This window comes from Streptomyces sp. NBC_01013 (assembly GCF_045162765.1).
In the GTDB taxonomy this organism is placed as follows: Bacteria; Actinomycetota; Actinomycetes; order Streptomycetales; family Streptomycetaceae; genus Streptomyces.
Genome location: NZ_CP108687.1, coordinates 4,995,696 through 5,016,741, shown reverse-complemented (window position 1 = coordinate 5,016,741; position 21,046 = coordinate 4,995,696). Strand labels below are relative to the sequence as shown.

At 70.4% G+C, this 21,046-nt stretch carries 14 protein-coding genes and 2 pseudogenes; 8 read left to right on the top strand and 8 right to left on the bottom strand.

Annotation, left to right across the window (positions count from 1 at the left end):
• Window positions 1-138: 138 nt before the first annotated feature.
• Both OG538_RS21850 and OG538_RS21845 read right to left on the bottom strand, forming a co-directional pair.
• Window positions 139-2,373, bottom strand: coding sequence for an MMPL family transporter (locus OG538_RS21850; protein WP_406096080.1), 2,235 nt, complete (start codon window positions 2,371-2,373; stop codon window positions 139-141).
• A 114-nt stretch (window positions 2,374-2,487) separates the two neighbouring features.
• The gene (locus OG538_RS21845) at window positions 2,488-3,060 is read right to left on the bottom strand and encodes a TetR/AcrR family transcriptional regulator (protein ID WP_406096078.1); all 573 of its coding nucleotides are present in this window, start codon (window positions 3,058-3,060) and stop codon (window positions 2,488-2,490) included.
• Between the two features lie 209 nt (window positions 3,061-3,269).
• Here OG538_RS21845 and OG538_RS21840 point away from each other — a divergent pair, with 209 nt between their 5' ends.
• Entirely contained in the window at window positions 3,270-6,557 is a 3,288-nt protein-coding gene (locus OG538_RS21840) for a S41 family peptidase (protein WP_406096076.1), read from the top strand.
• Between the two features lie 142 nt (window positions 6,558-6,699).
• Window positions 6,700-7,152 (top strand): annotated as a pseudogene (locus OG538_RS21835) (transposase family protein); the annotation flags it as partial.
• Between the two features lies 1 nt (window position 7,153).
• Here the strand turns inward: OG538_RS21835 and OG538_RS21830 are convergent.
• Window positions 7,154-7,780 (bottom strand): annotated as a pseudogene (locus OG538_RS21830) (LLM class flavin-dependent oxidoreductase); the annotation flags it as partial.
• A gap of 94 nt (window positions 7,781-7,874) precedes the next feature.
• Between OG538_RS21830 and OG538_RS21825 the strand changes: the two are divergent.
• Window positions 7,875-8,342: an Lrp/AsnC family transcriptional regulator gene (locus OG538_RS21825; protein ID WP_406096074.1), complete on the top strand. Its 468-nt coding sequence runs from the start codon at window positions 7,875-7,877 to the stop codon at window positions 8,340-8,342.
• 54 nt (window positions 8,343-8,396) lie between these two features.
• On the opposite strand, the gene OG538_RS21820 is transcribed toward OG538_RS21825, so the two are convergent.
• Window positions 8,397-9,899 carry an esterase/lipase family protein gene (locus OG538_RS21820; RefSeq protein WP_406096072.1) on the bottom strand — a complete coding sequence of 501 codons (1,503 nt, stop codon included), beginning with the start codon at window positions 9,897-9,899 and terminating at the stop codon, window positions 8,397-8,399.
• Between the two features lie 18 nt (window positions 9,900-9,917).
• On the opposite strand from OG538_RS21820, the gene OG538_RS21815 reads away from it, so the two are divergent.
• The 4 genes from OG538_RS21815 (at window position 9,918) to OG538_RS21800 (ending at window position 16,338) form a co-directional block, all read left to right on the top strand.
• Entirely contained in the window at window positions 9,918-12,137 is a 2,220-nt protein-coding gene (locus OG538_RS21815; RefSeq protein WP_406096070.1) for an AAA family ATPase, read from the top strand.
• Window positions 12,134-14,446: a WD40 repeat domain-containing protein gene (locus OG538_RS21810; RefSeq protein ID WP_406096068.1), complete on the top strand. Its 2,313-nt coding sequence runs from the start codon at window positions 12,134-12,136 to the stop codon at window positions 14,444-14,446. Before OG538_RS21815 ends, OG538_RS21810 begins: the two co-directional genes overlap by 4 nt.
• Window positions 14,447-14,763: 317 nt before the next feature.
• Complete coding sequence (locus tag OG538_RS21805; protein ID WP_406096066.1) at window positions 14,764-15,450, top strand: RES domain-containing protein; 687 nt, start codon at window positions 14,764-14,766, stop codon at window positions 15,448-15,450.
• 504 nt (window positions 15,451-15,954) lie between these two features.
• Window positions 15,955-16,338, top strand: a complete 384-nt coding sequence (locus OG538_RS21800; RefSeq protein ID WP_406096064.1) for an XRE family transcriptional regulator — start codon at window positions 15,955-15,957, stop codon at window positions 16,336-16,338.
• 198 nt (window positions 16,339-16,536) lie between these two features.
• Here the strand turns inward: OG538_RS21800 and OG538_RS21795 are convergent, their stop codons facing one another.
• The 4 genes from OG538_RS21795 to OG538_RS21780 form a co-directional block, all read right to left on the bottom strand.
• The gene (locus OG538_RS21795; RefSeq protein ID WP_406096062.1) at window positions 16,537-16,761 is read right to left on the bottom strand and encodes a hypothetical protein; all 225 of its coding nucleotides are present in this window, start codon (window positions 16,759-16,761) and stop codon (window positions 16,537-16,539) included.
• Window positions 16,762-16,850: 89 nt separating this feature from the next.
• Window positions 16,851-17,756 carry an SDR family oxidoreductase gene (locus OG538_RS21790; protein WP_406096060.1) on the bottom strand — a complete coding sequence of 302 codons (906 nt, stop codon included), beginning with the start codon at window positions 17,754-17,756 and terminating at the stop codon, window positions 16,851-16,853.
• Window positions 17,753-18,694, bottom strand: coding sequence for an alpha/beta fold hydrolase (locus tag OG538_RS21785; protein ID WP_406096059.1), 942 nt, complete (start codon window positions 18,692-18,694; stop codon window positions 17,753-17,755). The genes OG538_RS21790 and OG538_RS21785 overlap by 4 nt, the downstream gene beginning before the upstream one ends.
• Window positions 18,691-20,211, bottom strand: a complete 1,521-nt coding sequence (locus OG538_RS21780) for a flavin-containing monooxygenase (protein ID WP_406096057.1) — start codon at window positions 20,209-20,211, stop codon at window positions 18,691-18,693. Before OG538_RS21780 ends, OG538_RS21785 begins: the two co-directional genes overlap by 4 nt.
• A gap of 193 nt (window positions 20,212-20,404) precedes the next feature.
• Here OG538_RS21780 and OG538_RS21775 point away from each other — a divergent pair, with 193 nt between their 5' ends.
• Window positions 20,405-21,046, top strand: coding sequence for a MerR family transcriptional regulator (locus tag OG538_RS21775; protein ID WP_406100250.1), 642 nt, complete (start codon window positions 20,405-20,407; stop codon window positions 21,044-21,046).

Here is a 21,046-nt window from a genome sequence, read left to right as displayed (position 1 = left end):
GACATGACGAGAGCCCCCGTGCACGGTGTGCACGGGGGCTCTCGTCGCCCCGGCCCCCCGTCCCCACAGGTAACCGGCGCTCCCGGGGCCGCGTTCCGCTCAGACACGGCCCCGGTGGTCAGCGGCTCATCGGCCGGCTCAGACGCGGGTCAGTTCGCGCCCGCCCCCGGCATCCGGACCGGCGTCGCCGGCGTCGGCGGGGGTGCCGGCCAGCTCCTTGCGCAGGCCCTCACCCTCGACGTCCACGTTGGGCAGCACGCGGTCCAGCCAGCGCGGCAGCCACCAGGCCCGCTTCCCGAGCAGCGCGAGGACCGCGGGCACGATGGCCATGCGGACGACGAACGCGTCGAAGAAGACGGCGATGGCGAGCGAGAAGCCGATCATCTTGATCATCGACTCGCTGGAACCGATGAATCCGGAGAAGACCGCCATCATGATCACGGCTGCGGCCGTGACGACCCGGGCCCCGTGCTTGAAGCCGGTGACGATGGCCTGGCCGGGCTTCTCGCCGTGGACGTACGCCTCGCGCATCCGGGTCACGAGGAACACCTCGTAGTCCATCGCGAGACCGAAGACCACGCCCACCATGAAGATCGGCATCATCGACATGATCGGACCGGTCTGCTCAACCCCGAACAGCCCACCGAGCCAGCCCCACTGGAAGACCGCGACGACCGCGCCCAGAGCGGCGACGACCGAGAGCAGGAAGCCGAGCGCCGCCTTCAGCGGCACCAGAACCGACCGGAAGACCACCATCAGCAGCAGGAAGGCGAGGCCGACGACGAGTGCCAGGTACGGCAGCAGCGCGTCGTTCATCTTCTGCGAGAAGTCGATGTTCATCGCGGTGGCGCCGGTGACCAGCACCTCGGCACCGGTGCCGGACTTGATGTCCTTGCCCGTGTCGCGGATGGCGTGGACCACGTTCTCCGTCTCGACGGAGCTGGGCCGGTCCTTCGGGACGACGGTGATCATCGCCGCGTCGCCGGCCTTGTTGAAGGTGGCCGGGGTGACGGCGACGACACCCTTCATGCCGGAGATCTCGTCACCGACCTGCTTCGCGGCGGTCTTGCCGTCGGAGCTGTTCGCGGTGTCGACGACGACCAGCAGCGAGCCGTTGAAGCCGGGGCCGAAGCCTTCCGACAACAGATCGTAGGCACGGCGCTGAGTGGTACTGGTGGGCTGGGAGCCGTCGTCCGGCAGGCCCATCTCCAGCGACGCGGCCGGCACGGCGATCGTGCCCAGACCGATCACACCGACCAGCAGCACCCACACCGGCTTGCGCAGCACGAACCGCGCCCAGCGGGTGCCCATGTTCGGCTTGGCCTCGGGCTTGTTCTCGGCCTCGGCGGCCTTGCGCGCCTTGCGTCCCACGACCCGCTTGCCCACGAAGCCCAGCATGGCCGGGACGAGGGTGAGGGCGATGAGGACGGCGATGGCGACCGTACCGGCGGCGGCGAAGCCCATCTTCGACAGCATCGGGATGTTGACGACGGCCAGGCCGACCAGGGCGATGACCACGGTGAGCCCGGCGAAGACGACCGCGGAACCGGCCGTGCCGACCGCACGCCCCGCCGCCTCCTCGCGCTCCCGGCCCTCGGCCAGCTCGGCCCGGTAGCGGGAGACGATGAAGAGCGCGTAGTCGATGCCGACCGCGAGGCCGATCATCATCGCCAGGGTGGAGGTGGTCGAGCCCAGGTCGAGCACATTGGCCAGCGCCGTGATCGACGAGACGCCGATGCCGACCCCGATCAGCGCGGTGAGCAGCGGCAGCCCCGCCGCGATCAGCGAGCCGAAGGTGATGACGAGCACCACCGCGGCCAGCGCGATGCCGATGACCTCGGTGGCCCCGGTCTCCGGCATCACCTGGAGCGCGTCACCGCCGATCTCCACGGTCATCCCGCTCTTCTGCGCCGCCTCACCCGAGCCCTCCAGGGCGTCCCGGGTGGCGTCGGTCAGCTCCATCGAGTTGACCTTGTACGTCACCGAGATGTACGCGGTCGAACCGTCCTTGGAGACAGCCTTGCCGGCGTACGGGTCGACGACCGAGGCGATCTGGTCCGAGCCGGACTTGAGCTCACCGGTGATCTTGTTGACCTCGGCCTTGTTGGCCGGGTCCGTCATCTTCTCGCCCTCGGGGGCCTTGAAGACGATGCGCGCGCTCGCGCCGTCGGCGCTGGCTGCGGGGAATCGCTGTTCCAGCAGGTCGAAGGCCTTCTGGGCCTCCGTACCCGGGATCGAGAAGGAGCTGGAGGTGGCGGTGGACGCGGAGGCCGCACCGAATCCGGCGAGCGCCAGCAGTGCCACCCAGATCAGGGCGACATAGCGGCGGCGCCGGAAGGCGAGCCGTCCGAGCTTGTAGAGGAATGTGGCCACGGAGGCGTACTCCCGGTCAGGTCGTTGAGTGGAAAAGGGCGTGAGGAACCAGCCCGACGACGAGAGCGGCGTGTCAGGTGGGGCTTTGGGGAGAAGGCCGTGGGGACGGCTGCGTCAGACGCCGAGAGCGGGGAGGATCACGGAGTCGACGTAGTCAAGAAGGAACGCCTGGTCGACGGCGCGGTCCTCGACCAGCTGCCGAGCGGCGACGGCGCCGATCAGCATGTGCGGTACGTATTTCAGCGCCGGATTGTCCGGACGCAGCTCACCCCGGTCCACGGCACGGCGCAGCAGCTGGTCGAGACCGGTCATTTCCGGTTCGATCAGCAGTTCGCGCAGGGCCTGGAGAAGATCGGGGTTGTCATGGACGGCATGGCTCAGACCCCGCATCAGCGCGGCGTCCTTCTCCATCTGGCAGTCGTCACTGCGGCCCAGGACGGCGTGGAAGTCACCGCGCAGCGAGCCGGTGTCGACCTCACCCAGCGTCACGGGCTTGTTGTGCCGCAGGGCCGTGACGACGAGCTCGGGCTTGCTCCCCCACTGGCGGTAGAGGGTGGCCTTGCTGGAACGGGTGCGGGCGGCGACGGCGTCCATCGTGAGGGCGTCGTATCCGACCTCGCGGAGCAGGTCGAGCACGGCGGCGTACAGCTCGCTCTCACGCTCGGGCGTGAGCCGTGTGCGTGCCATGGGTCGACCTCCTGTTCCTGAGCTCGTGCGTTTCCTACGTCAGTCGATGCGGTTCGAACGTCAGCCGATGCGATGCGCACATCAGTCAATCGAACGAAACTGTTTCGTACACCTCGACGGTACCCGGTGCACTCAGCGAAACGAAATCGTTTCGCTTGTGTTCCGCACCACAAGTTGCCGCGCCCCCCTCGCACGGAAAGCATTGGGGGGTGAGTGACGACGTCTCGTATCTCCGGTTCCCGCACCTCCACGACGATCTGCTCTGCTTCGCCGCGGAGGACGATCTCTGGGTGGCCCCGCTCGTCCCCGAGGGCGAGGTGCCCGGACGCGCCTGGCGTGTGACCGTCGACCGCACCAGAGTGAGCCATCCGCGCTTCTCGCCCGACGGGACCCGGATCGCCTACACGACGTGGCGCAGCCTCGACCCGGAGATCCATCTGGCGCCGGTCGCCGGCGGACCGGCCCGCCGGCTCACCTACTGGGGGTCGACGGACGCCCGGGTCTGCGGCTGGACCCCCGACTGCGGGGACACCGGGGCGCAGATCCTCGCCGTGTCCTCGCACCGCCAGCCCTTCTCGTACTTCTCCTGGGCCTACAGCGTGCCCACGGACGGCAGCCCCGGCGGCCGGCTTCCCTGGGGCCCGGTCTCCGACATCGCGGTCGGGGAGATCGACGGCGAGCGCCGCACCCTGCTGCTCACCGGAAAGCCGCCGCACGAGCCGGCCGCCTGGAAGCGGTACCGGGGCGGTGCGACCGGGCGCCTGTGGTTGCACGGCGAGCGGCTGCTCCCGGACATCGGCGGGCACCTCGACTCACCGATGTTCGTCGGCGGCCGCATCGCGTTCCTCTCCGACCACGAGGGCGTCGGCAACCTGTACTCCTGCCGCCCCGACGGCACCGACCTGCGCCGCCACACGGACCACGACGCGTTCTACGCCCGGCACGCCTCCAGCGACGGACGGCGGGTCGTCTACCAGTGCGCGGGCGAGGTGTGGCTGGTCGACGACCTCCAGTCGCCCGACGCCGTGCCCCGCAAGCTGGACGTCCGGCTCGGCGGCCCGCGCGCCGGACGCCGGACCTACCAGGTGCCGGCCGCCAGCAACATCGACTCCCTCTCCGTGGACGAGACCGGCCGGGCCAGCGCCGTCGCGGTACGCGGCAGCCTCTACTGGCTCACCCACCGCGACGGCCCCGCCCGCACCATCGCCGACACCCCCGGCGTCCGCGTCCGGCTGCCGGAGATGCTCGGCAGCGGCGGCCAGGTCGCGTACGTCACCGACGCGGAGGGCGAGGACGCGATCGAGATCGCCTCCCTGCCGCGCGCCAGCGGCGACCGCCCACCACGCCGGCTCGCCTCCGGCCGGGTCGGACGCGTCCAGGAACTGATCGCCGACCCGGACGGCGAACGGCTCGCCATCGCCACCCACGACGGCCGGCTGCTCCTCCTGGACACCGACGAGGAGACGTCCACCGGCGAGCCCACGGAACTGATCCGTTCCGTCAACGGCCCGGTCCGCGATCTGGCCTTCTCCCCGGACGGTGCCTGGCTGACCTGGTCGCACCCCGGCATCGGCCGCTCGCTGCGCAAGATCAAGCTCGCCCGCATCCAAGGCCCCGGCGACCCTGTGATCGTCGACGTCACCAACGGCCGCTTCGAGGACGAGAACCCCGTGTTCACCGGTGACGGCCGCTATCTCGCCTTCCTCTCCTGGCGGGGCTTCGACCCGGTCTACGACGTGCACACCGGGGACCTCTCCTTCCCGCTCGGCTGCCGCCCGTACCTCGTCCCGCTCTCCTCGGCGACCCCCTCCCCCTTCGCCCTCTCCCCCGACGGGCGTCCCGCCGCGGGCGGCCTGGACCCGGTGGACTCCGACGAGGTGGAGACGGCCGAGGGCTCCACGGTCTCCGTCGAGTTCGAGGGCCTGGAGAGCCGGGTCACGCCGTTCCCGGTCTCCGCCTCCAAGTACTCGGCGCTGTACCCGGTCAGCGGCGGCGGGCTTGTCTGGCTGCGCTGGCCGATCTCCGGCGCGCTCGGCGAGACGTTCGCCAACCCGGCGGACATGTCAGGACGCCCGACCCTGGAGTACTTCAACATCGCCAAGGCGAAGAAGACCGAACTCGTCTCCCACCTCGACTGGTTCGCCGTCAGCGGCGACGCCTCCCGCCTCGTCGTCATGGACGACGGCGAACTGCGCGCCGTCCCCGCGACCGAGCCCGGAGACAACGACTCCACGGTCTACATCGACCTGCGCCGCATCCTGCACGAGGCCGACCCGCCGGCGGAGTGGCGAGGGGCGTACGGCGAGGCCGGACGCCTCATCCGCTCCTACTTCTGGGAGCCGGACATGTGCGGCATCGACTGGCCGGCGATCCTGGACCAGTACCGCCCGCTGGTCGAACGGGTCGCCACACCCGACGAGTTCGCCGACCTCCTGCGCGAAGTCCTGGGCGAACTGGGCACGTCCCACGCCTACGTCTCCCCCGCCCGCCGCAACGAGGGCCCCCCGCACTACCAGCGGGCGATCGGCCTGCTCGGCGCCAACTTCACGTGCCGGGACGGCGACTGGACCCTCCTGCGCATCCTGCCCGGCGACTCCTCGGACTCCAAGGCCCGCTCCCCACTGGCCGGTACGGGCATCCGCGAGGGCGCGGTCCTCACCCACATCGACGGCCGCCCGGTCGACCCGGTCGCCGGCCCCTACCCCCTGCTCTCAGCGGCGGGCGGCACCACGGTCGAGCTGACCTTCCGCCCCGCCGAGGGCGGAGGCCGCTCCCGCCGCGTCGCGATCGTCCCGCTGGTCGACGAACGCCCCCTGCGCTACCAGGACTGGGTGGCCAAACGCCGCGAAGTCGTACGCGAGCTGAGCGGCGGCCGCTGCGGCTACCTGCACATCCCCGACATGGGCGGCTCCGGCTGGGCCCAGTTCAACCGAGACCTCCGCCTGGAGGTCTCCCGCCCGGCCCTGATCGTCGACGTACGCGGCAACGCGGGCGGCCACATCAGCGAACTGGTCGTCGAAAAACTCACCCGCACCATCCTCGGCTGGGACCTCACCCGCAACGCCCAGCCCGTCTCGTACGCCTCCAACGCCCCCCGGGGCCCGGTCGTCGCCCTGGCCGACGAGGCGACCTCCTCCGACGGCGACATGATCACCGCCGCGTTCCGCCTGCTGAAGCTGGGCCCGGTCGTGGGCCAGCGCACCTGGGGCGGGGTCGTCGGCATGACGGGCCGCCACCGCCTGGGCGACGGCACGGTGATCACGGTGCCGATGAACGCCGCCTGGTTCGACACGTACGGCTGGTCGGTGGAGAACCACGGCGTCGAGCCGGACCTGGAGGCGCTGCGCACGCCGCTGGACTGGGCGGAGGGACGGCACGCGGTACTGGACGACGCGGTGCGGGTCGCCCTGGACCTGCTGGCGGCGCACCCGCCGGCGACGGCGCCTACTTACGACACGGCCCCGGATCGGCGAAGGCCGCCATTGCCGCCGCGGTAGCAGGGCGGGTCTGCGCAGCGAACGGTGAGCTGTTTCCAACCTGACGGCCGGTGTCCGTCAGTTGGGCGGCTCTGCATCGCGGTGAAGCTCCTGGTAGGAGGTGTCACGACCAAGATCCACCGTGCCCCACCAGGAGCTTCGCGTGCTTGTCTACCCGTCGTCGATTGATCTGTCCAGCCGCACCCTGCGCTATCTGAGCGATCGTCTGCATGCCCGGCGGCGGGAGATCGGGACGCGCTGGCGGCGTCTGCCCGCAGGCCGACAGGCCCTGCTCGCCTTGGCCCACCTGCGGTGCGGCGATACCTATGCCCAGCTCGCCGCCGGGTTCCGCATCGGCATCGCGACGGTCTACCGCTACATACGCGAGGTCATCGACGTCCTGGCCACCCTCGCCCCCACCCTGACCGAGGCGATGAAGACCATCCGGACCAAGGCGTTCGTGATCCTGGACGGCACCCTCCTGCCGATCGACCGGATCGCCGCCGACGCCCCGTACTACTCTGGGAAACACAAGCGCCACGGCATGAACGTCCAGGTCCTCACCGATCCCTTCGGGCGACTGCTGTGGGCGTCACCCGCCCTGCCCGGGTCCGTCCGAGTCGCCCCGGAAAGGCGGGGACGGGAAGGCCCTGTTCGTACGCGGTCGACTTCAGCCGGTCCGCGGCCTCCCGCAGCCAGGGCATCGTGCAGCGCAGCGGGTGCCAGGCATCACCGAGTCGCACGGCCCTGCGTATGCCCGCGTCGCTGTTGCCGCCGACCCACACCGGGATCCTCCCGTTTCCGTACGCGGCCGTGTCGGCCCAGGCCGCCCGCATGTCCTTCAGGGCGGCGTCGGTCAGCCGTCCTCGCTGCTCGAAGGGGATGCCGAGGGCGGCGAACTCCTGCCGGGCCCAGCCCACCCCCACGCCGAGGACGAGCCGGCCGCCGCTGAGCGCGTTCAGGTTGGCCGCCATCCGGGCGGTGAGCAACGGGTGCCGGTAGGGAGCGATGAGGACCGTCGTACCGAGCCGGATCCGGGTGGTGAGACCGGCAAGCCAGGACAGGGTGGTGAAGGGCTCGTAGAAGGGGGCCGGATACTGCTCGGCGACGTCGGGCGTGATGGCGATGTGGTCGGAGACCATCAGCAGGTCGAAGCCCAGTCCCTCCACGGTCTGGGCCCAGCTGTGCAGGACTCCGGGGTCGGTGCCGGGTCCGAAATTGAGGACGTTCACTCCGATCTTCACGCTGCCGAGCCTAGCCAGGCCGTACCGGCCGGCAGAAGGGATTCCTGCCTGTCCGGGCGCAGTTCACCCGTGGATCCCCCGGTAATCTGCGCGAATGGCCGAGAATCTTGATACGACCGACTGGGCGATCCTCGACGAGCTCCAGCGCGACGGCAGGATCGCGTTCACGGAGCTGGCCCGGCGGGTGAACCTGAGCGCGTCGGCGACGACGGAGCGGGTGCGGCGGCTGGAGGCGGCCGGGGTCGTCACGGGGTACCGGGCCGAGGTGGATCTGGAGCGGGCCGGGTATGTGGCCCTGGCGGTCGTCCGGCTGAAGTACCCGGGGAGCCGGCACGAGCCGTTGCGCCGGATGCTCCGGGAGCGGCCGGAGATCCTGGAGTGCCTGCGTACCACCGGGGACGACTGCTACGTGCTGAAGGTGGCGGCCACCTCGATGGCCCACCTGGAGGAAGTCGTCGACGCGCTGGCCGAGTTCGGGAGCACGACCACCAACCTCGTCTTCAGCCGGACGCTGCCGCTGCGCGGCCCGCGGGAGCCCCACGCGGAGCTCACCGCACGGTGAGACGCGGCGGCGACTGCCTCGAAGTCGCCGCCGCCCCCGGCCGGCACCACCCGGTCAGTCGTCCAGCGGCGTCGTGCCTCCCGGGCCCGCGAAGACGAGCTGGGTGAGCGGGGAAGGGAGGTAGTCCGCCTCCACCGTGACCCGGTAGAGGCCCGCATCGGGGACCTCCAGATCCGCTCCGAGCGCATCGTCGTCACCGGCGTAGAGGCGGGCCTCCTGCTGGAAGGCGCCGTCGACCGCTGCCACGGTGCAGTCGACCCCCGACGGGTCGTCCGTGCCGGTGATGCGCACCGTCCATTCGCCGTTCGGCACCACGTAGTCCGGGACAGTCAGGCCGAGGCCGTCGTCTGCCTGGTCGGGGCCCAAGTGGTCGTCCTCCAGGAGGAAGTCGACCACGGCCTGCCGCGCCGCCCTGTCGCTGGCGAGGGCGCCGTGCTGCAGGGCGAGTGGCACCGTACGACGTGTCAGGGACGCCGATTCGCGGTGGACCGTTCCGTCACCCCCGACTTGGAAACGGCGAGGCGCCCCGTCCGGGTCGCGCATCAGCTCGCCGTCCGAGTGGGTCCGGAAGCAGTACTCGGAGGCGATGACCGTGCCGTTCTCCAGCCGCATCGACTGCACGGTCTCCTGACGGATGCCGACGACCGGGCGATGGTGCGGGAACGGCTTCGCCCGGAGCGCGTCGAAGAACTCCTGGGAGCTTCGGGCCAGGTCCTTGTCACCGCCCAGTGCGCCGACGTCGGAGGGGGTGAGGCGGCGGACGTCGAGGCCCTCCTCGACGCAGAGGAAGCCGGGCAGAAGGTCGTGGACGCCGGGCATCGCGGAGGCGAGCGCGGCAAGGCGGCTGTGCGGCAGTGGCAGCGGGGCGCCCTGGGCCGTGTTCAGGATGTTCGCCGCGACGACCGAACCGTGGAAGGGCGTGCCGAGGGTCATGACGCCGCGGGTGTCCGCCTCGAGACCGGAGTCGTAGCCGAGAGTGAGGGCCGCGTAGGTGACGAGGCCGCCCATCGAGTGGGCGACGAAGACGAGACGTGCCTCGCGCTCGTCCACCGCCTGGAGGCGTGCCTCCGCGTGGGCCGGGTGCTGTCGCCACCGTTCCAGGTGATCACGGGCTTCCCTCGCGAGCCGTCGCGCGTTGACCTCGACCGGCAGCCGCCAGTCGTACGGGAACGGCAGGATGGCAGCGGGATGGGCGACGGCGTTCTCGATGGCCGAGGTCATCTTGTGGTACGGCTCGATGCCTCGCAGGACCGGGCTCCACGCCGGAATCTGCAGGAGCCTGCGCGCCTTGATCCGGCCGTACTCCCCGGCCTGCTCCTCGGCGGTGAAGTGCAGGGGCGCGAGCCCGCTCTTCGTCAGCCAGGCCTTGGCCAGCCACGCGGGATGTGCCAGGCCCCAGAGCACCTTGCCGGTGCTGGTGTCGTACAGCTCGCTGCCCATGATTCCCGGGACGAGAACGACGGCGTCGTGCGTTACGGCGGGGGTCAGTCCGGGAGTTGTACGGGGACGGCCGCCGGGGACGCGGCCCGGCGGATTCGTCTGCGGCTGCTCAGTCATGCCTGAAACACTAAAGAGATGCAGAACAGGACGGGGGAGTTCACGCAAACGCAGGAAACCGAGGCGGATTCCGGATCGCGGCGGACTCTGCTGACCCTGGCGGTGCGTGACTACGGCGACGGGAACGACAGCTTCACCGAGGGGATCGACGAGCAGCTGGAGGTCGTGACGGAATGGTGGTCCGGCCAGGGGGGCGGGGCCGAGTCCTCCTTCCACCAGATCCCTCCCCCCCATCTGGCGAAGCGCGAGGACGTCGAGGACTTCCTGCGTGAGCACGGAGTGAGGGAGATGGAGGGGCAGGCGCTCGTCATGTTCATCACCGGACATGGTGTCTCCAGCGCGCGGACCCACTTCCTCAAGCTGCCCGGCTCCGTCAAAGGACGGCATCTCAACACCTCGGTACGCACCACGGAACTCATCACCGCCGCCCTCGACTCGCACGTCCGGAACGTCCTCGTGATCGTCAACACCTGTTACGCGGGAAAGATCCGCAGCGAGCTCGACGACGTGCTGGAGGACATCCGGGCGGAGCGGCGTACCCAGTGCAGTCTCGATGTCCTGGTGACGTGCGGGCACGACAGGCCTGTTCAGGTGCGGCGGTTTCCCACACTGCTGCGCGGTGCCCTTCAGCGGCTGCGGACTACCGCGGGCATCACCACCCCGTACCTCACGGTCGCCGAGCTCATGGCCGAGTTCGAACGCGGGCTGGGCACGGAGACCGCGATCAGACAGCACCGTCTGCACCGGGTGGTCGACGGCAGCGGCATCCTCACCCCGACGCCCTGCATCCCCAACCCGGGTTACCGCTACGGCCATGACCTGGTCGGAGCGGGGCTGCGCCAGGCCGGCACTCCGGCCGCCGACTACTGGCTCGACCGGGCCACCGGACGTACGCAGGACAGCGATCCGGGGTGGTACTTCCGCGGGCGTGACGACATCAATCGCAGTGTCACCGAGTTCCTGAGCCCCGCGCGCTCACGAGGGGTCCTGCTGATCACCGGAACCGCCGGCAGTGGCAAGTCCGCCGTACTGGCACGGGCGGTGGTGCTGAGCAATCCGTCGTTCCAGGACGAACCCGTCTTCAAGACCGCGGTCGATCTGGCCGCGGACGGCACCGTGCCCACTCCCGGTTCCATCACCGGGGCGATTCTGGCGCGTCACCGAGGCCCGGCAGACCTGGCCCGCGACATCCTGCGGGCCCTGGGGGCCGAACCCGGACCGCCGGCCTCGACCGAGGATCCCGTCGTCACCTGTACGCAGCAGATCATCGAGACCCTCCGTGGCCGCAGCGAGCCGGTCACGCTGGTCATCGACGGTCTCGACGAGGCGGTCGAACTCTCCCGTGTCATCGACGATGTCCTCGCCCCGCTCAGCGAGTTCTGCTCCCCGCAGCTCGGACAGGTACCCGCCCCCCGGCACGACCGCGACCCGTCTCCCCCCTCCACGCCTGCCGGCCTGCGCCTGCTCATCGGCGTGCGCTCCAGCCTGCCGCTCAGCGACTCCCCTGTGGAACTGCCCGACGCGGAGCAGGGACTCAGCGAGGCCCTTCAAGCCGCGTTTCCCACCGCCGAGGAGCAGCGGACGGACGGCAAGGGGAGCATGAAGGACATCGAGCAGTATCTGCACGCGCTCATCTGCGAGGGCGGGCATCGCGATACGGCCAAGGAGGCCGCAGCCCTGGTGGCACCCGAGGTGTGGCCGTCCTTCATCTCGGCCCGTCTCGCCGGGGAGCAGCTGCGTTCCACCGAGGATCCCGCAGCGGTTGCGCGGCAGCCGGAGTGGCTGGCGATGCTTCGGCGGGGTATGACGGGGCTCCTCAGACGCGACCTCGCACTCGTGGCAGGGGACGGCCTTCCGTCCGACGTGGCGCTGGCACTTCTGCGGGCATCGGCGTTCGCCGCGGGGGCGGGAATCCCCTGGTCGAACATCTGGCCGCAGATGGGCCGGGTGTTCCTGGGCCGTCAGTTACCGGACTGGGACGACATGATCGGAAAGCTGCTGAAGAGCCGCCTGAACGGCTATCTCGCGCACGATCACGAGGATGACCGGCGGGTCTACCGGCCGGCTCACGAAGCGGTGGCCGAGGTGCTCTGCGACCTCGACGCGGCCCTGCTCGACGCCGCCGAGGACGGGCTCGCCCCGGGCGCCCCGCTCGCCTCGGTCGCAGACCCGCTCGCCACCGCCAAAAACCCGCTTGCCCCGGGCGCAGACCCGCTCACCCCGGGCGCAGCCGAATGAACCGGCGGCCCGGGGGCGACCGGCATGCCGAGATCCACCGCCGGCTGGCAGAGGCCCTCGCCGAGCTGGTGCCCGACGATCCCGGCATCCCGCCGCACCCCTATCTCCGACGCCATCTGGCGCAGCATGCCGCTCAGGGACGTGTGCTGGACGACGCGCACGTGCCCCCTTCCCTGCTGCCGTGGGAATCCAGCTCCGGTCTCGGCCGGCTGCTGGCGGGCGGCAACAACCCGTCGGACCGTCAGCAATGGCTTCAGGCCTGGGCGAAGTTGGAACCCTTCTCCCGGGGGCTCACTCCGCTGTCGCGGCTGACCAGCCTGCACCTGGCCCACCACGCGGCCACGGCACGCCACCAGCCCCTGCCCCCTTCGCCCCCGGGGAACGCGGTGCTCACCGGGTCGCCGGTCACCCCGCTCTGGAGCGACTGCGCGAGTCCGGACAACGTGTGGGCCGTAACCGAGGCCGCCGTCACCTCGCTGACCACGGTGAACGCGGGCCGGCGCGCCCGGGTCCAGCCGCTGCTGGTCACGGGGGACGACCACGGTGTCATCCGTATCCTGCGGCACGACGGATCCGCCGCCGCGCCGCCGATCGCCGTGCACGACGGCGCCATCGAGCACCTGGTCACGCTGCATGAAGGCCTGCTCGCCACGGGCGCCACCGACGGCACCGTCTCGGTCCTGGACGCTCTCCGCGGCCGCACCATCGTGCCGGTGCTCCGGCGCCCGGGCAACTGGGTCAGTTCGCTGACGCTCTACCGGCCGCGGGACCGGGCCCAGGTGCTGCTCGCCGCGTGGAGTGACGGCCACATCGCCGCGTTCAACACCGCGGCGTTCCAGCAGGTCGACATACCTCTCCCCAGGCTTGAGCGGGCAGCGGCCATTCTGCGCGGTACGACCCGGCCGGACGGGTCCGGCCTCCTGCTCTACGCCCAGCACGACACCGTCAGCAGCTTCGACGGGCGCACAGCCGTCATGCGGTCCCGCCATCCGGCGGCCGTTCGCGCCCTCGTCGCCCTGCCGACGGCCGGGCACTACGCCGTGGGCGACGGCAACGGCACCCTGTCCGTACACGACGTGGCCGCCCACGGGCGGGCCTGCGTCGTCAGCACCGACGCGACGTCCGAGGGCGCCGTGACAGCGCTGGCGCTGGTCGAGTTCGAGGACCGGCAGGCGCTTGCCAGTGCCGGGGCGGACGGCACTGTGTGCCTGTGGCGGACCGACCCGCTGGAACCGCTCGGTCAGCCGATTCAGGCCCACTCCGCCCCGGTCACCGCGCTCTCCTCGTTCACCGAACGGCCGGGCGCCCGCCTCATCACGGCCGGAGCCGATAGCACCGTCCGGAACTGGCCCCTGGCCGGTGCCACGTTCCGGCACGGCCGGGCCGCCTGGACCCCGGTCACCGCCAGCGCGCTGTCACCCGGGCCACCGCACCGGCTCGCGGTCACCGAGGGGAGCAGCACCCTGGCGTGGAACATCGACACCGGCGTGAAGCAACCCGTCATCGATGACGAACCGGTCACCGCCCTCGCCTGGGTGAGGCTGCGTGACCGTGTGCTGCTGGCCGCCGCACGCAGCGACAACAGCATCGCCCTGTTCGATGCTTCCGCCCCCAGGGATTCGGCTCCCTTGGCGACCCTGCGCGGTCACTACTCCCCCGCCCTCGCACTCGTGGCCATCGAGGGCCCCGGCGCGTCCTCCCGGCTCGCGAGCGCGAGTGCCGACGGATCCGTGCGTCTGTGGGACCTCGATACCGAGCAGGCCCTGGCGATTCGCAGGGACCACAAGTTCAGCGTCCGGTGCCTGGCCTCCAAGAGCTCCGAAGGCGGTGTCCTTCTCGCATCGGGCGGCAGTGACGGCAACCTCCGGATCTGGGAAGCGGCAGATCTGACCCAGTACGGCCGCACCATCCGGTGCGGTCAGAACATCGTCAACGACGTCGCCTTCGCCCCCGGGCGTGGCGCGGCCGGCCCGCAGCTCGTCACCGCCGGACAGAGCGGCACCCTCAGATTGTGGGAGCCGGACACAGGACCCGAAGCCCTGCGCGAGTTCGACCCGGGAGACGGCGAATTGAACGCGGTGACGGCTTTCCCGGTCCAGGGACAGCGCGTCGCCTTCGCCGCAGCCGGCAGCACCAGCATCCACTTGTGGGACCCGGCGGCCGACCGGCACCTCCTTCAGATCGTCACCGGGTATCGCGTCAACGCGCTGCGCACAGAACCGCAGCAACCCGGCGAACCCTCCACGGTCCTCCTGGCGACGGGAGAGGCAGGCACCATGATCTTCCGCATCCATCACGACCGCCTGTGAGGCCGGATGCGCCCTCTGCGCGCCTCGGCGCGACGCCTTTGCGCCCGTTCGGTGTCGGCGAGCGGGCCGCCGCGCGACACTCACCTGCGCAACAATGATCAGCCGCGTCGGCGGGCGCACAGGCCCGCCCGGACCCGCCGCCGGACCCTGCCCAACAACCTTCGAGAAAAGCCTTGTCGAGGATCCATGACCGCTGTCTTAGCTCCTGTCGCCGGCCTCTTGCCCCGACCCCACCCGCACATGTTCGACGCACGTGACGAACGCGGGGAACGAACGGGGAGACGAGGGGCCGACCTCGCCGGACGGGGGCAGCTGGCATGACCGTCTACGTTCCCCCCGTCGTACTCGCCCGCGCCCCCGACCGGGGCGTATGGCGCCTGGGCAAGGCGGGGGCACCGCTGAAGTTCAACCGCGTCGAGCCCGAGACCATCGGAGGCTCCTCGGCCGGCCGCTTCAGTCTCTTCACTTACGGCATGTTGTACTGCGCCTCCGAACCGACCGGCTGCTACGCCGAGGCGCTCGCCTACTTCCGCGTCCATCCGGAGGTGCGCGGCCTCCTCGCCGACGAACCCCACAAGCCCGGTCACATGAGGATCGGCCACCTCGCGTCCGGCTGGCGCGACGCCCACATCCTGGTCCGGCTGAAGCTTGCGGCCGAGGCCCGGTTCCTCGACGTGGACGCGGACATCACCCGCGAGGTACTCGCACACGAGCTCCGCAACGAGTTCAGCGAATGGGGAGTCGACGGGGAACTGACCGACGACCACATCCACGGCAAGGACCGCCGCGTCGCCCGCCAGATCGCCGCCTGGACCGTCGCCCAGCGCAACACCGAGGGCCACCAACTGGCCCAGGGCATCGTCTACCGGTCCGGGTTCGGCGGCCGCCGCTGCTGGGCCGTCCTGAGCGGTACCGACTACACCGAGGCGGAACGCCGACCGATCCTCGCCGAGTCCGTCGACCTACAGGAAGTGGCTCGCGAGTACGGACTCACCGTCTGGTGACCGCGGCGCGATCGACCGACTGGCCGTGCGAAATGTCCCCCGATCTGGTGTCTGAGTGATTCGCACGGCACACCACCTGTGAGTCCGCGTCAGCAGACACCGTGGAATACATGCAGCTCACGGGCCCGACCGGCAACATGAGGAGGGATTTACCACCCTTTCAAGGGGGGAAATCTATGGAGTAAGTTGCGTGTAAACGGGTACCATTTGCTCAACACCACAGGGGGGATGCAATGTTGACCACGAGTCACTTACGTTTATCGAGTGCTGCGCCCATCCGCAGAGGCAGAGCGATCAGCTCGCCCCGGCACCCCGGTCACCTCCTCCCGCCTGTAGTGGTGCACACCACGGCTGCGGCAATACCCCTTGCCCACTCGCCGCAAGCACCCCACAGACATGGCTGACGAACGGCAGCGAATCGCGCCCACGCTCAGCCTTCGCGCATCCAGCGCACCCATCCTCCGCTGACGCCTCACCGGCGAGCGACGAGGAAACGAGGAGACCATGCAAACTCAGCGAGAGACCACCGCCGAAGCCCGCGCACTCCGCGACACGACGGAACAGTCCATCGCAGGCATCGCGCGCTTCCTGCAGGACACCTTCAGCCAGCGCGTCGTCGCGTTCATCGCCGGCATCGAAGATCCCAAGCAGGTCGGAAAGTGGTGCAGGGAGCAGAACGCACCGCGCTTCGACTCCGAAATGCGCCTGCGCACCGCCTACCAGATCTTCAAGTTCATCGAGAGTGCCGAGAATCTCCACACCGCTCGGGCCTGGATGATCGGGATGAATCCCCAACTCGACGACGACTCGCCACTTCAGGCGATCGCCAGTGAGCGCTACAAGGAAGTCATGACCGCGGCTCGCGCCTACCTTCAGGGCGACCTCTGACTTCTGGGTGCCGTCTCACTTCAGGCTGCCCTCCGGCTTCAGGCTGAAGCTCCGGCCTCAGGCGGCTCAGGCCTCCGACCTCAGGCCGACCCATGTCCAGCGGCACGGCGCATCCGCCCCACGGAAAGGGGCGCGCCCCGAAAGAACCGGGCGCGCCCCTCACCATGCGACGCGTAGAACGCGTCAGCCGTACATGCGTCAACGGTCGAAGCGCTCCCGCATGTCGTCCGCCGCACCCTGGGCGCGGTCGCGACCCTGCTCGGACGCCTGGCGGGCGCGGTCGGACGCGTCCTGACGACGGTCCTGGCCCTGGCCCTGGCGCTGACCCTGACGCTGGTCGTCGCCCTTGCCGCCCTTCATCTTCTTCTGACCCTGGTCGGCAAGCTCCTGCGCCTTGTCCTTGAACTGGTCGGCGATGCCCATGCTGTTCACTCCTATGTGAGGGTGCTTGGGGGGTGGCCCCGTGGGGGCCTCGACCAGACTTACACGGCGGGACATCCGACGCATTTCGATCACTTACGCTGCGTATCCGGCGTCCGTCGCGCCGCCCGTTCGTCCTGGTCAGCGGCACCTCCGGCCCCCACGAGGCCCTTGCCGACACCCTCCAGACGTGACCCGAACCGCTTCATCTCCCGCTGCCCGACGACACCGATCAGGCTCGGCAGGTAGCCCCGTACCGACTGCATGCCCCGCAGCCACCACTGGGCGTACACGTGCGGGGAGCGGCGCTCGATGCCGGCCACGATGCGGTCGACGGCCGGGCCCAGCGGGTACGTGCGGTTGCAGGGCCACGGCAGCCGCTGGCGCAGCTCCCGCATCACGTCGTCCTCGTCCGCGCCGCGCACCATGTCGGTGTCGGTCCAGGAGAGGTAGCCGACGCCGACCTTCACGCCCCGGTAGCCGACCTCCGCCCGCAGGCTGTGCGCGAACGCCTCGACGCCCGACTTGGACGCGCAGTAGGCGGTCATCATCGGGGCCGGGGTGATCGCGGCGAGGGAGGCGATCTGGAGGAAGTATCCGCGGCTCTCCATCAGGATCGGCAGGAAGGCCCGGCCGGTGACCGCGCCGCCGATCAGGTTGACCTCGATGACCCGCCGCCAGGCCACCGGATCGGAGTCGACGAACGGTCCGCCCGTGGCCACGCCCGCGTTGGCGACGACTATGTCGATCTTCCCGAAGCGCTCCTTGACCTCCTGAGCGACCCGCGCCATGGCCTCGTGGTCGGTGACGTCCGCGTGCCAGTGGTCGCTGTCGCCGTGCAGCCGCTCGGAGACCTTCTTCAGCTCGTCCGGCTCCAGGCCGACCAGAGCCAGCTTGGCCCCGCGCGCCGAGAGCTTGCGCGCCAGCAGCTCACCCACGCCGCGCGCCGCGCCCGTGACGACGACCACCTGTCCTTCGAGACTGTGCCTGCCGCTCATACGACCTCCTCCTTGCCCTCGACATCGGCCGCACCCCGTACCGGGAGGTACGCGGTCACCAGTTCCCGGATCTTCGCCGTGACGATCTCCGGTGCCTCGACCGGCGTCATGTGCCCCATGCCCGTCAGTTCGGTGAGGCCGAGGCAGTCGGGCAGAGCCGCGGCCAGTGCCCGGGCGTGGACGGGCGGCGTCAGCCGGTCGTCCGTACCCGCGATCACCGCGGTGGGCACCCGCAACTCCCGTACGCCCTCATCGAGATCGAGGTCCGCGAGCACGTGCCCCCAGGCGACCCGGGCCGCCCGCGGGCAGTCGTGCACGATCCGTGCGCAGACGTCGACCCGGTCCGGGGCCGAACCAGGCCCCATCGTGCCGTACTTGAGGATCCGACGGGAGACCGGTGTGACCGGCCCGAGCGGCGCCCGCGCCCCGAGGATGGCACGCGTCATCCGGGTCCGCACGGCGCCGGGCCGCATCGGCACGACGAGGGACTCCGCTATCAGCCGGGAGCTGCCCGTGCTGCACAGCAGGACGGCTGCCGCGTGCTCACGCAGCCCGGCGCGCCGGGAGGCGGACATGATCGTCATGCCGCCCATGGAGTGCCCGGCCAGTACGGCCTTCTCGCCCGGGGCGAGGGTGGCGGCGAGGACCGCTTCGAGGTCGTCGGCCAGCGCCTCGGTGCTGTACCCCGCGCGTCCCACGGCAGGCGAGGTGCCGTGGCCGCGCTGGTCGTAGGCGATGACGCGGTGGTCCAGGGCGAGGTCCCGGATCTGGGCGTCCCAGAAGTGGGTGTTGCAGGTCCAGCCGTGGGCGAGGACGACGGCCGGGGCGCCGTCCTGTCCGTGCACCTCGACGTGGATGCGGGAGCCGTCGGCCGATTCGGCCATCAGTTCGCTTGCCGGCACCGGCCGGGGGTGCTGGTTGCGCAGCGGCCGGCTCATCCCGCCACCTCCTCGGCGACGGCGTTCCTGGTGCCCCGTTGCGCGGGCACCCGTACGACCTGGTACTCCGTGAGGTCGACCGTCCGCGTCACCTTGCGGAACTCGGCGGTGGTGCCGGGCCAGACGGTGGTGTTGCGGCCGTTGGCGTCCAGGTACCAGCTGTTGCAGCCGCCGGTGTTCCAGACCGTGCGCTTCATGCGCTCCTGGACGTGGCGGTTCCAGGCGCCGACGGCCGAGGGGCGGGCGTCGAGCGCCACGCGGCCGCCCAGCACGTTCAACTGCCGCATGTAGTCGGCCATGTAGTTCAGCTGGGCCTCGATCATGAGGATCATCGAGGAGTTGCCGAGGCCGGTGTTGGGGCCGATGATCGTCATCCAGTTGGGGAAGCCGGCCGCGCTCGCGCCGCGCAGCGCCTGCATGCCGTCCTTCCAGGACTCGGTGAGCGTGATGCCGTCCGCGCCCACCACCCGCTCGGCGATCGGCATGTCGGTGACGTGGAAGCCGGTACCGAAGATGATCGCGTCGACCTCGGCCTCCGTGCCGTCGGAGGCGACGACCGTCGAGCCGCGCACCTCGCTCAGACCGGAAGCGACGACATCCACATTGGGCTGGGCGAGCGCCGGGTAGTAGGCGCTGGAGAGCAGGATGCGCTTGCAGCCGATGCGGTACGAGGGGGTCAGCTTGGCCCGCAGCGCCGGGTCCTTGATCGCCCTCGCCATGTTGGACTTGGCGATGCGCTCGACGAGGCCCAGTTCGTTCGGGTGCTTGGTGAAGGCGCTGACCTGCAACTCCCTTATACCCCACAGCAGTCCGCGGCGCGCGGTGCCGGTGAAGGGGAGCGTGCGGTGCAGCCAGCGCTCGGCGCCGCTGATCTGCCGGTCCATCCGCGGCATGACCCACGGCGGGGTGCGCTGGAACAGCGTCAGCTTGCCCACCTTCGGCTGGATCGACGGCACGATCTGGATCGCGGAGGCACCGGTGCCGACCATCGCGACGCGCTTGCCGGCCAGGTCGGCTTCGTGGTCCCAGCGGGCGGAGTGGAAGACCTTGCCGGGGAAGTCGGCGAGCCCCGGGATGTCGGGCGTCTTCGGGTCGGAGAGCGGGCCGGTCGCGGAGACGACGACGTCGGCGACGACGGTCCTGCCGTTCGCGCACTCGATGACCCAGTGCAGCTCGTCGTTGTCCCAACGCATCACGGTCACCTCGTGGTTCAGCCTGAGGTGCGGCCGGAGTCCGAAGGTGTCGGCGACGTGCTCCAGGTAGGCGCGTATGTGCTCCTGCCCGGAAAAGGTGCGCGGCCACTCGGGGTTGGGGGCGAACGAGAAGGAGTAGAGGTGGGACGGTACGTCGCAGGCGCAGCCCGGATAGCTGTTGTCGCGCCAGGTGCCGCCGACCGAATCGGCCCGCTCCAGGACCACGAAGTCGGTGATGCCTTCGCGGCGCAGCCGGACGGCGGCCCCAAGCCCCCCGAAACCGGATCCGATCACCGCCACGCGTACTTGTTCGTGCTCGGCCATGCTGCCGCCTCCCGCGGTACGTCACACGACTCCGCCAGCAATCACTGGCATTGTTGGGAGACTAGAGCAGCTTCGTACCGATGGGTAGGGGTCGGGCGCAGGAAGTTACCGGCGGTACTGCCACGGCCCCCCGCGAAGGGGAGGCCGGTAGGGTGCGGGGGTGGCAGAAGGACGCGAGCACCGCGAATACCGCATGGAGGAGCTGGCCAGGGAAGCCGGCATCCCCGTCCGGACCGTGCGCTTCTACCGGGAACGCGGCCTGATCTCGCCGCCCCGGCGCGAGGGCCGCATCGCCTGGTACGACGACCACCACCTGGCCCGTCTGCGCACCATCGCCGGCCTGCTGGAACGCGGCCACACCCTCACCGGCATCGCCGATCTGGCCCGCACCTTCGAGAGCGGCCGCGACGTCGCCGAGGTGCTCGGCCTGGGCGAACCGACCGAGGAGACCCCGATCCGGCTCACACCGGAGCAGTTGGCGGACTACTTCAAGGACGACTCCACGCCGGAGAACCTCGCGACGGCCATGGAGCTGGGCTACCTCGGCACGGACGGCGACGAGATCGTGCACATCAGCCGCCGCCTGCTGGAGGTGTCGTCCGAGCTCGTACGCGAAGGGGTCCCGCTCGCCGAGGTGCTCGCCTCGGGCCGCCGGGTCCGTGAGCACGCGGACGCCCTGGCCGACCTCTTCGTGGCCACTCTGCGCGCCCACACCACACAGGCCGAACCGCCCCAACTGCGCCCGCTGGCCCGTGCGGTGGTGGACGCGGAACTCTCCATGGCCCTGGACCGGCGACTGCGTCGCGACGCGGAGGCGCCGCAGCCGCCGGCGTAG

Bases quoted from the DNA above. Each gene is read 5' to 3' on its own strand.
- OG538_RS21845 (WP_406096078.1), bottom strand. From the start codon at position 3,060: ATGGCACGCACACGGCTCACGCCCGAGCGTGAGAGCGAGCTGTACGCC.
- OG538_RS21825 (WP_406096074.1), top strand. From the start codon at position 7,875: ATGGCCGAGAATCTTGATACGACCGACTGGGCGATCCTCGACGAGCTC.
- OG538_RS21820 (WP_406096072.1), bottom strand. From the start codon at position 9,899: ATGACTGAGCAGCCGCAGACGAATCCGCCGGGCCGCGTCCCCGGCGGC.
- OG538_RS21815 (WP_406096070.1), top strand. From the start codon at position 9,918: ATGCAGAACAGGACGGGGGAGTTCACGCAAACGCAGGAAACCGAGGCG.
- OG538_RS21810 (WP_406096068.1), top strand. From the start codon at position 12,134: ATGAACCGGCGGCCCGGGGGCGACCGGCATGCCGAGATCCACCGCCGG.
- OG538_RS21805 (WP_406096066.1), top strand. From the start codon at position 14,764: ATGACCGTCTACGTTCCCCCCGTCGTACTCGCCCGCGCCCCCGACCGG.
- OG538_RS21800 (WP_406096064.1), top strand. From the start codon at position 15,955: ATGCAAACTCAGCGAGAGACCACCGCCGAAGCCCGCGCACTCCGCGAC.
- OG538_RS21795 (WP_406096062.1), bottom strand. From the start codon at position 16,761: ATGGGCATCGCCGACCAGTTCAAGGACAAGGCGCAGGAGCTTGCCGAC.
- OG538_RS21790 (WP_406096060.1), bottom strand. From the start codon at position 17,756: ATGAGCGGCAGGCACAGTCTCGAAGGACAGGTGGTCGTCGTCACGGGC.
- OG538_RS21785 (WP_406096059.1), bottom strand. From the start codon at position 18,694: ATGAGCCGGCCGCTGCGCAACCAGCACCCCCGGCCGGTGCCGGCAAGC.
- OG538_RS21780 (WP_406096057.1), bottom strand. From the start codon at position 20,211: ATGGCCGAGCACGAACAAGTACGCGTGGCGGTGATCGGATCCGGTTTC.
- OG538_RS21775 (WP_406100250.1), top strand. From the start codon at position 20,405: ATGGAGGAGCTGGCCAGGGAAGCCGGCATCCCCGTCCGGACCGTGCGC.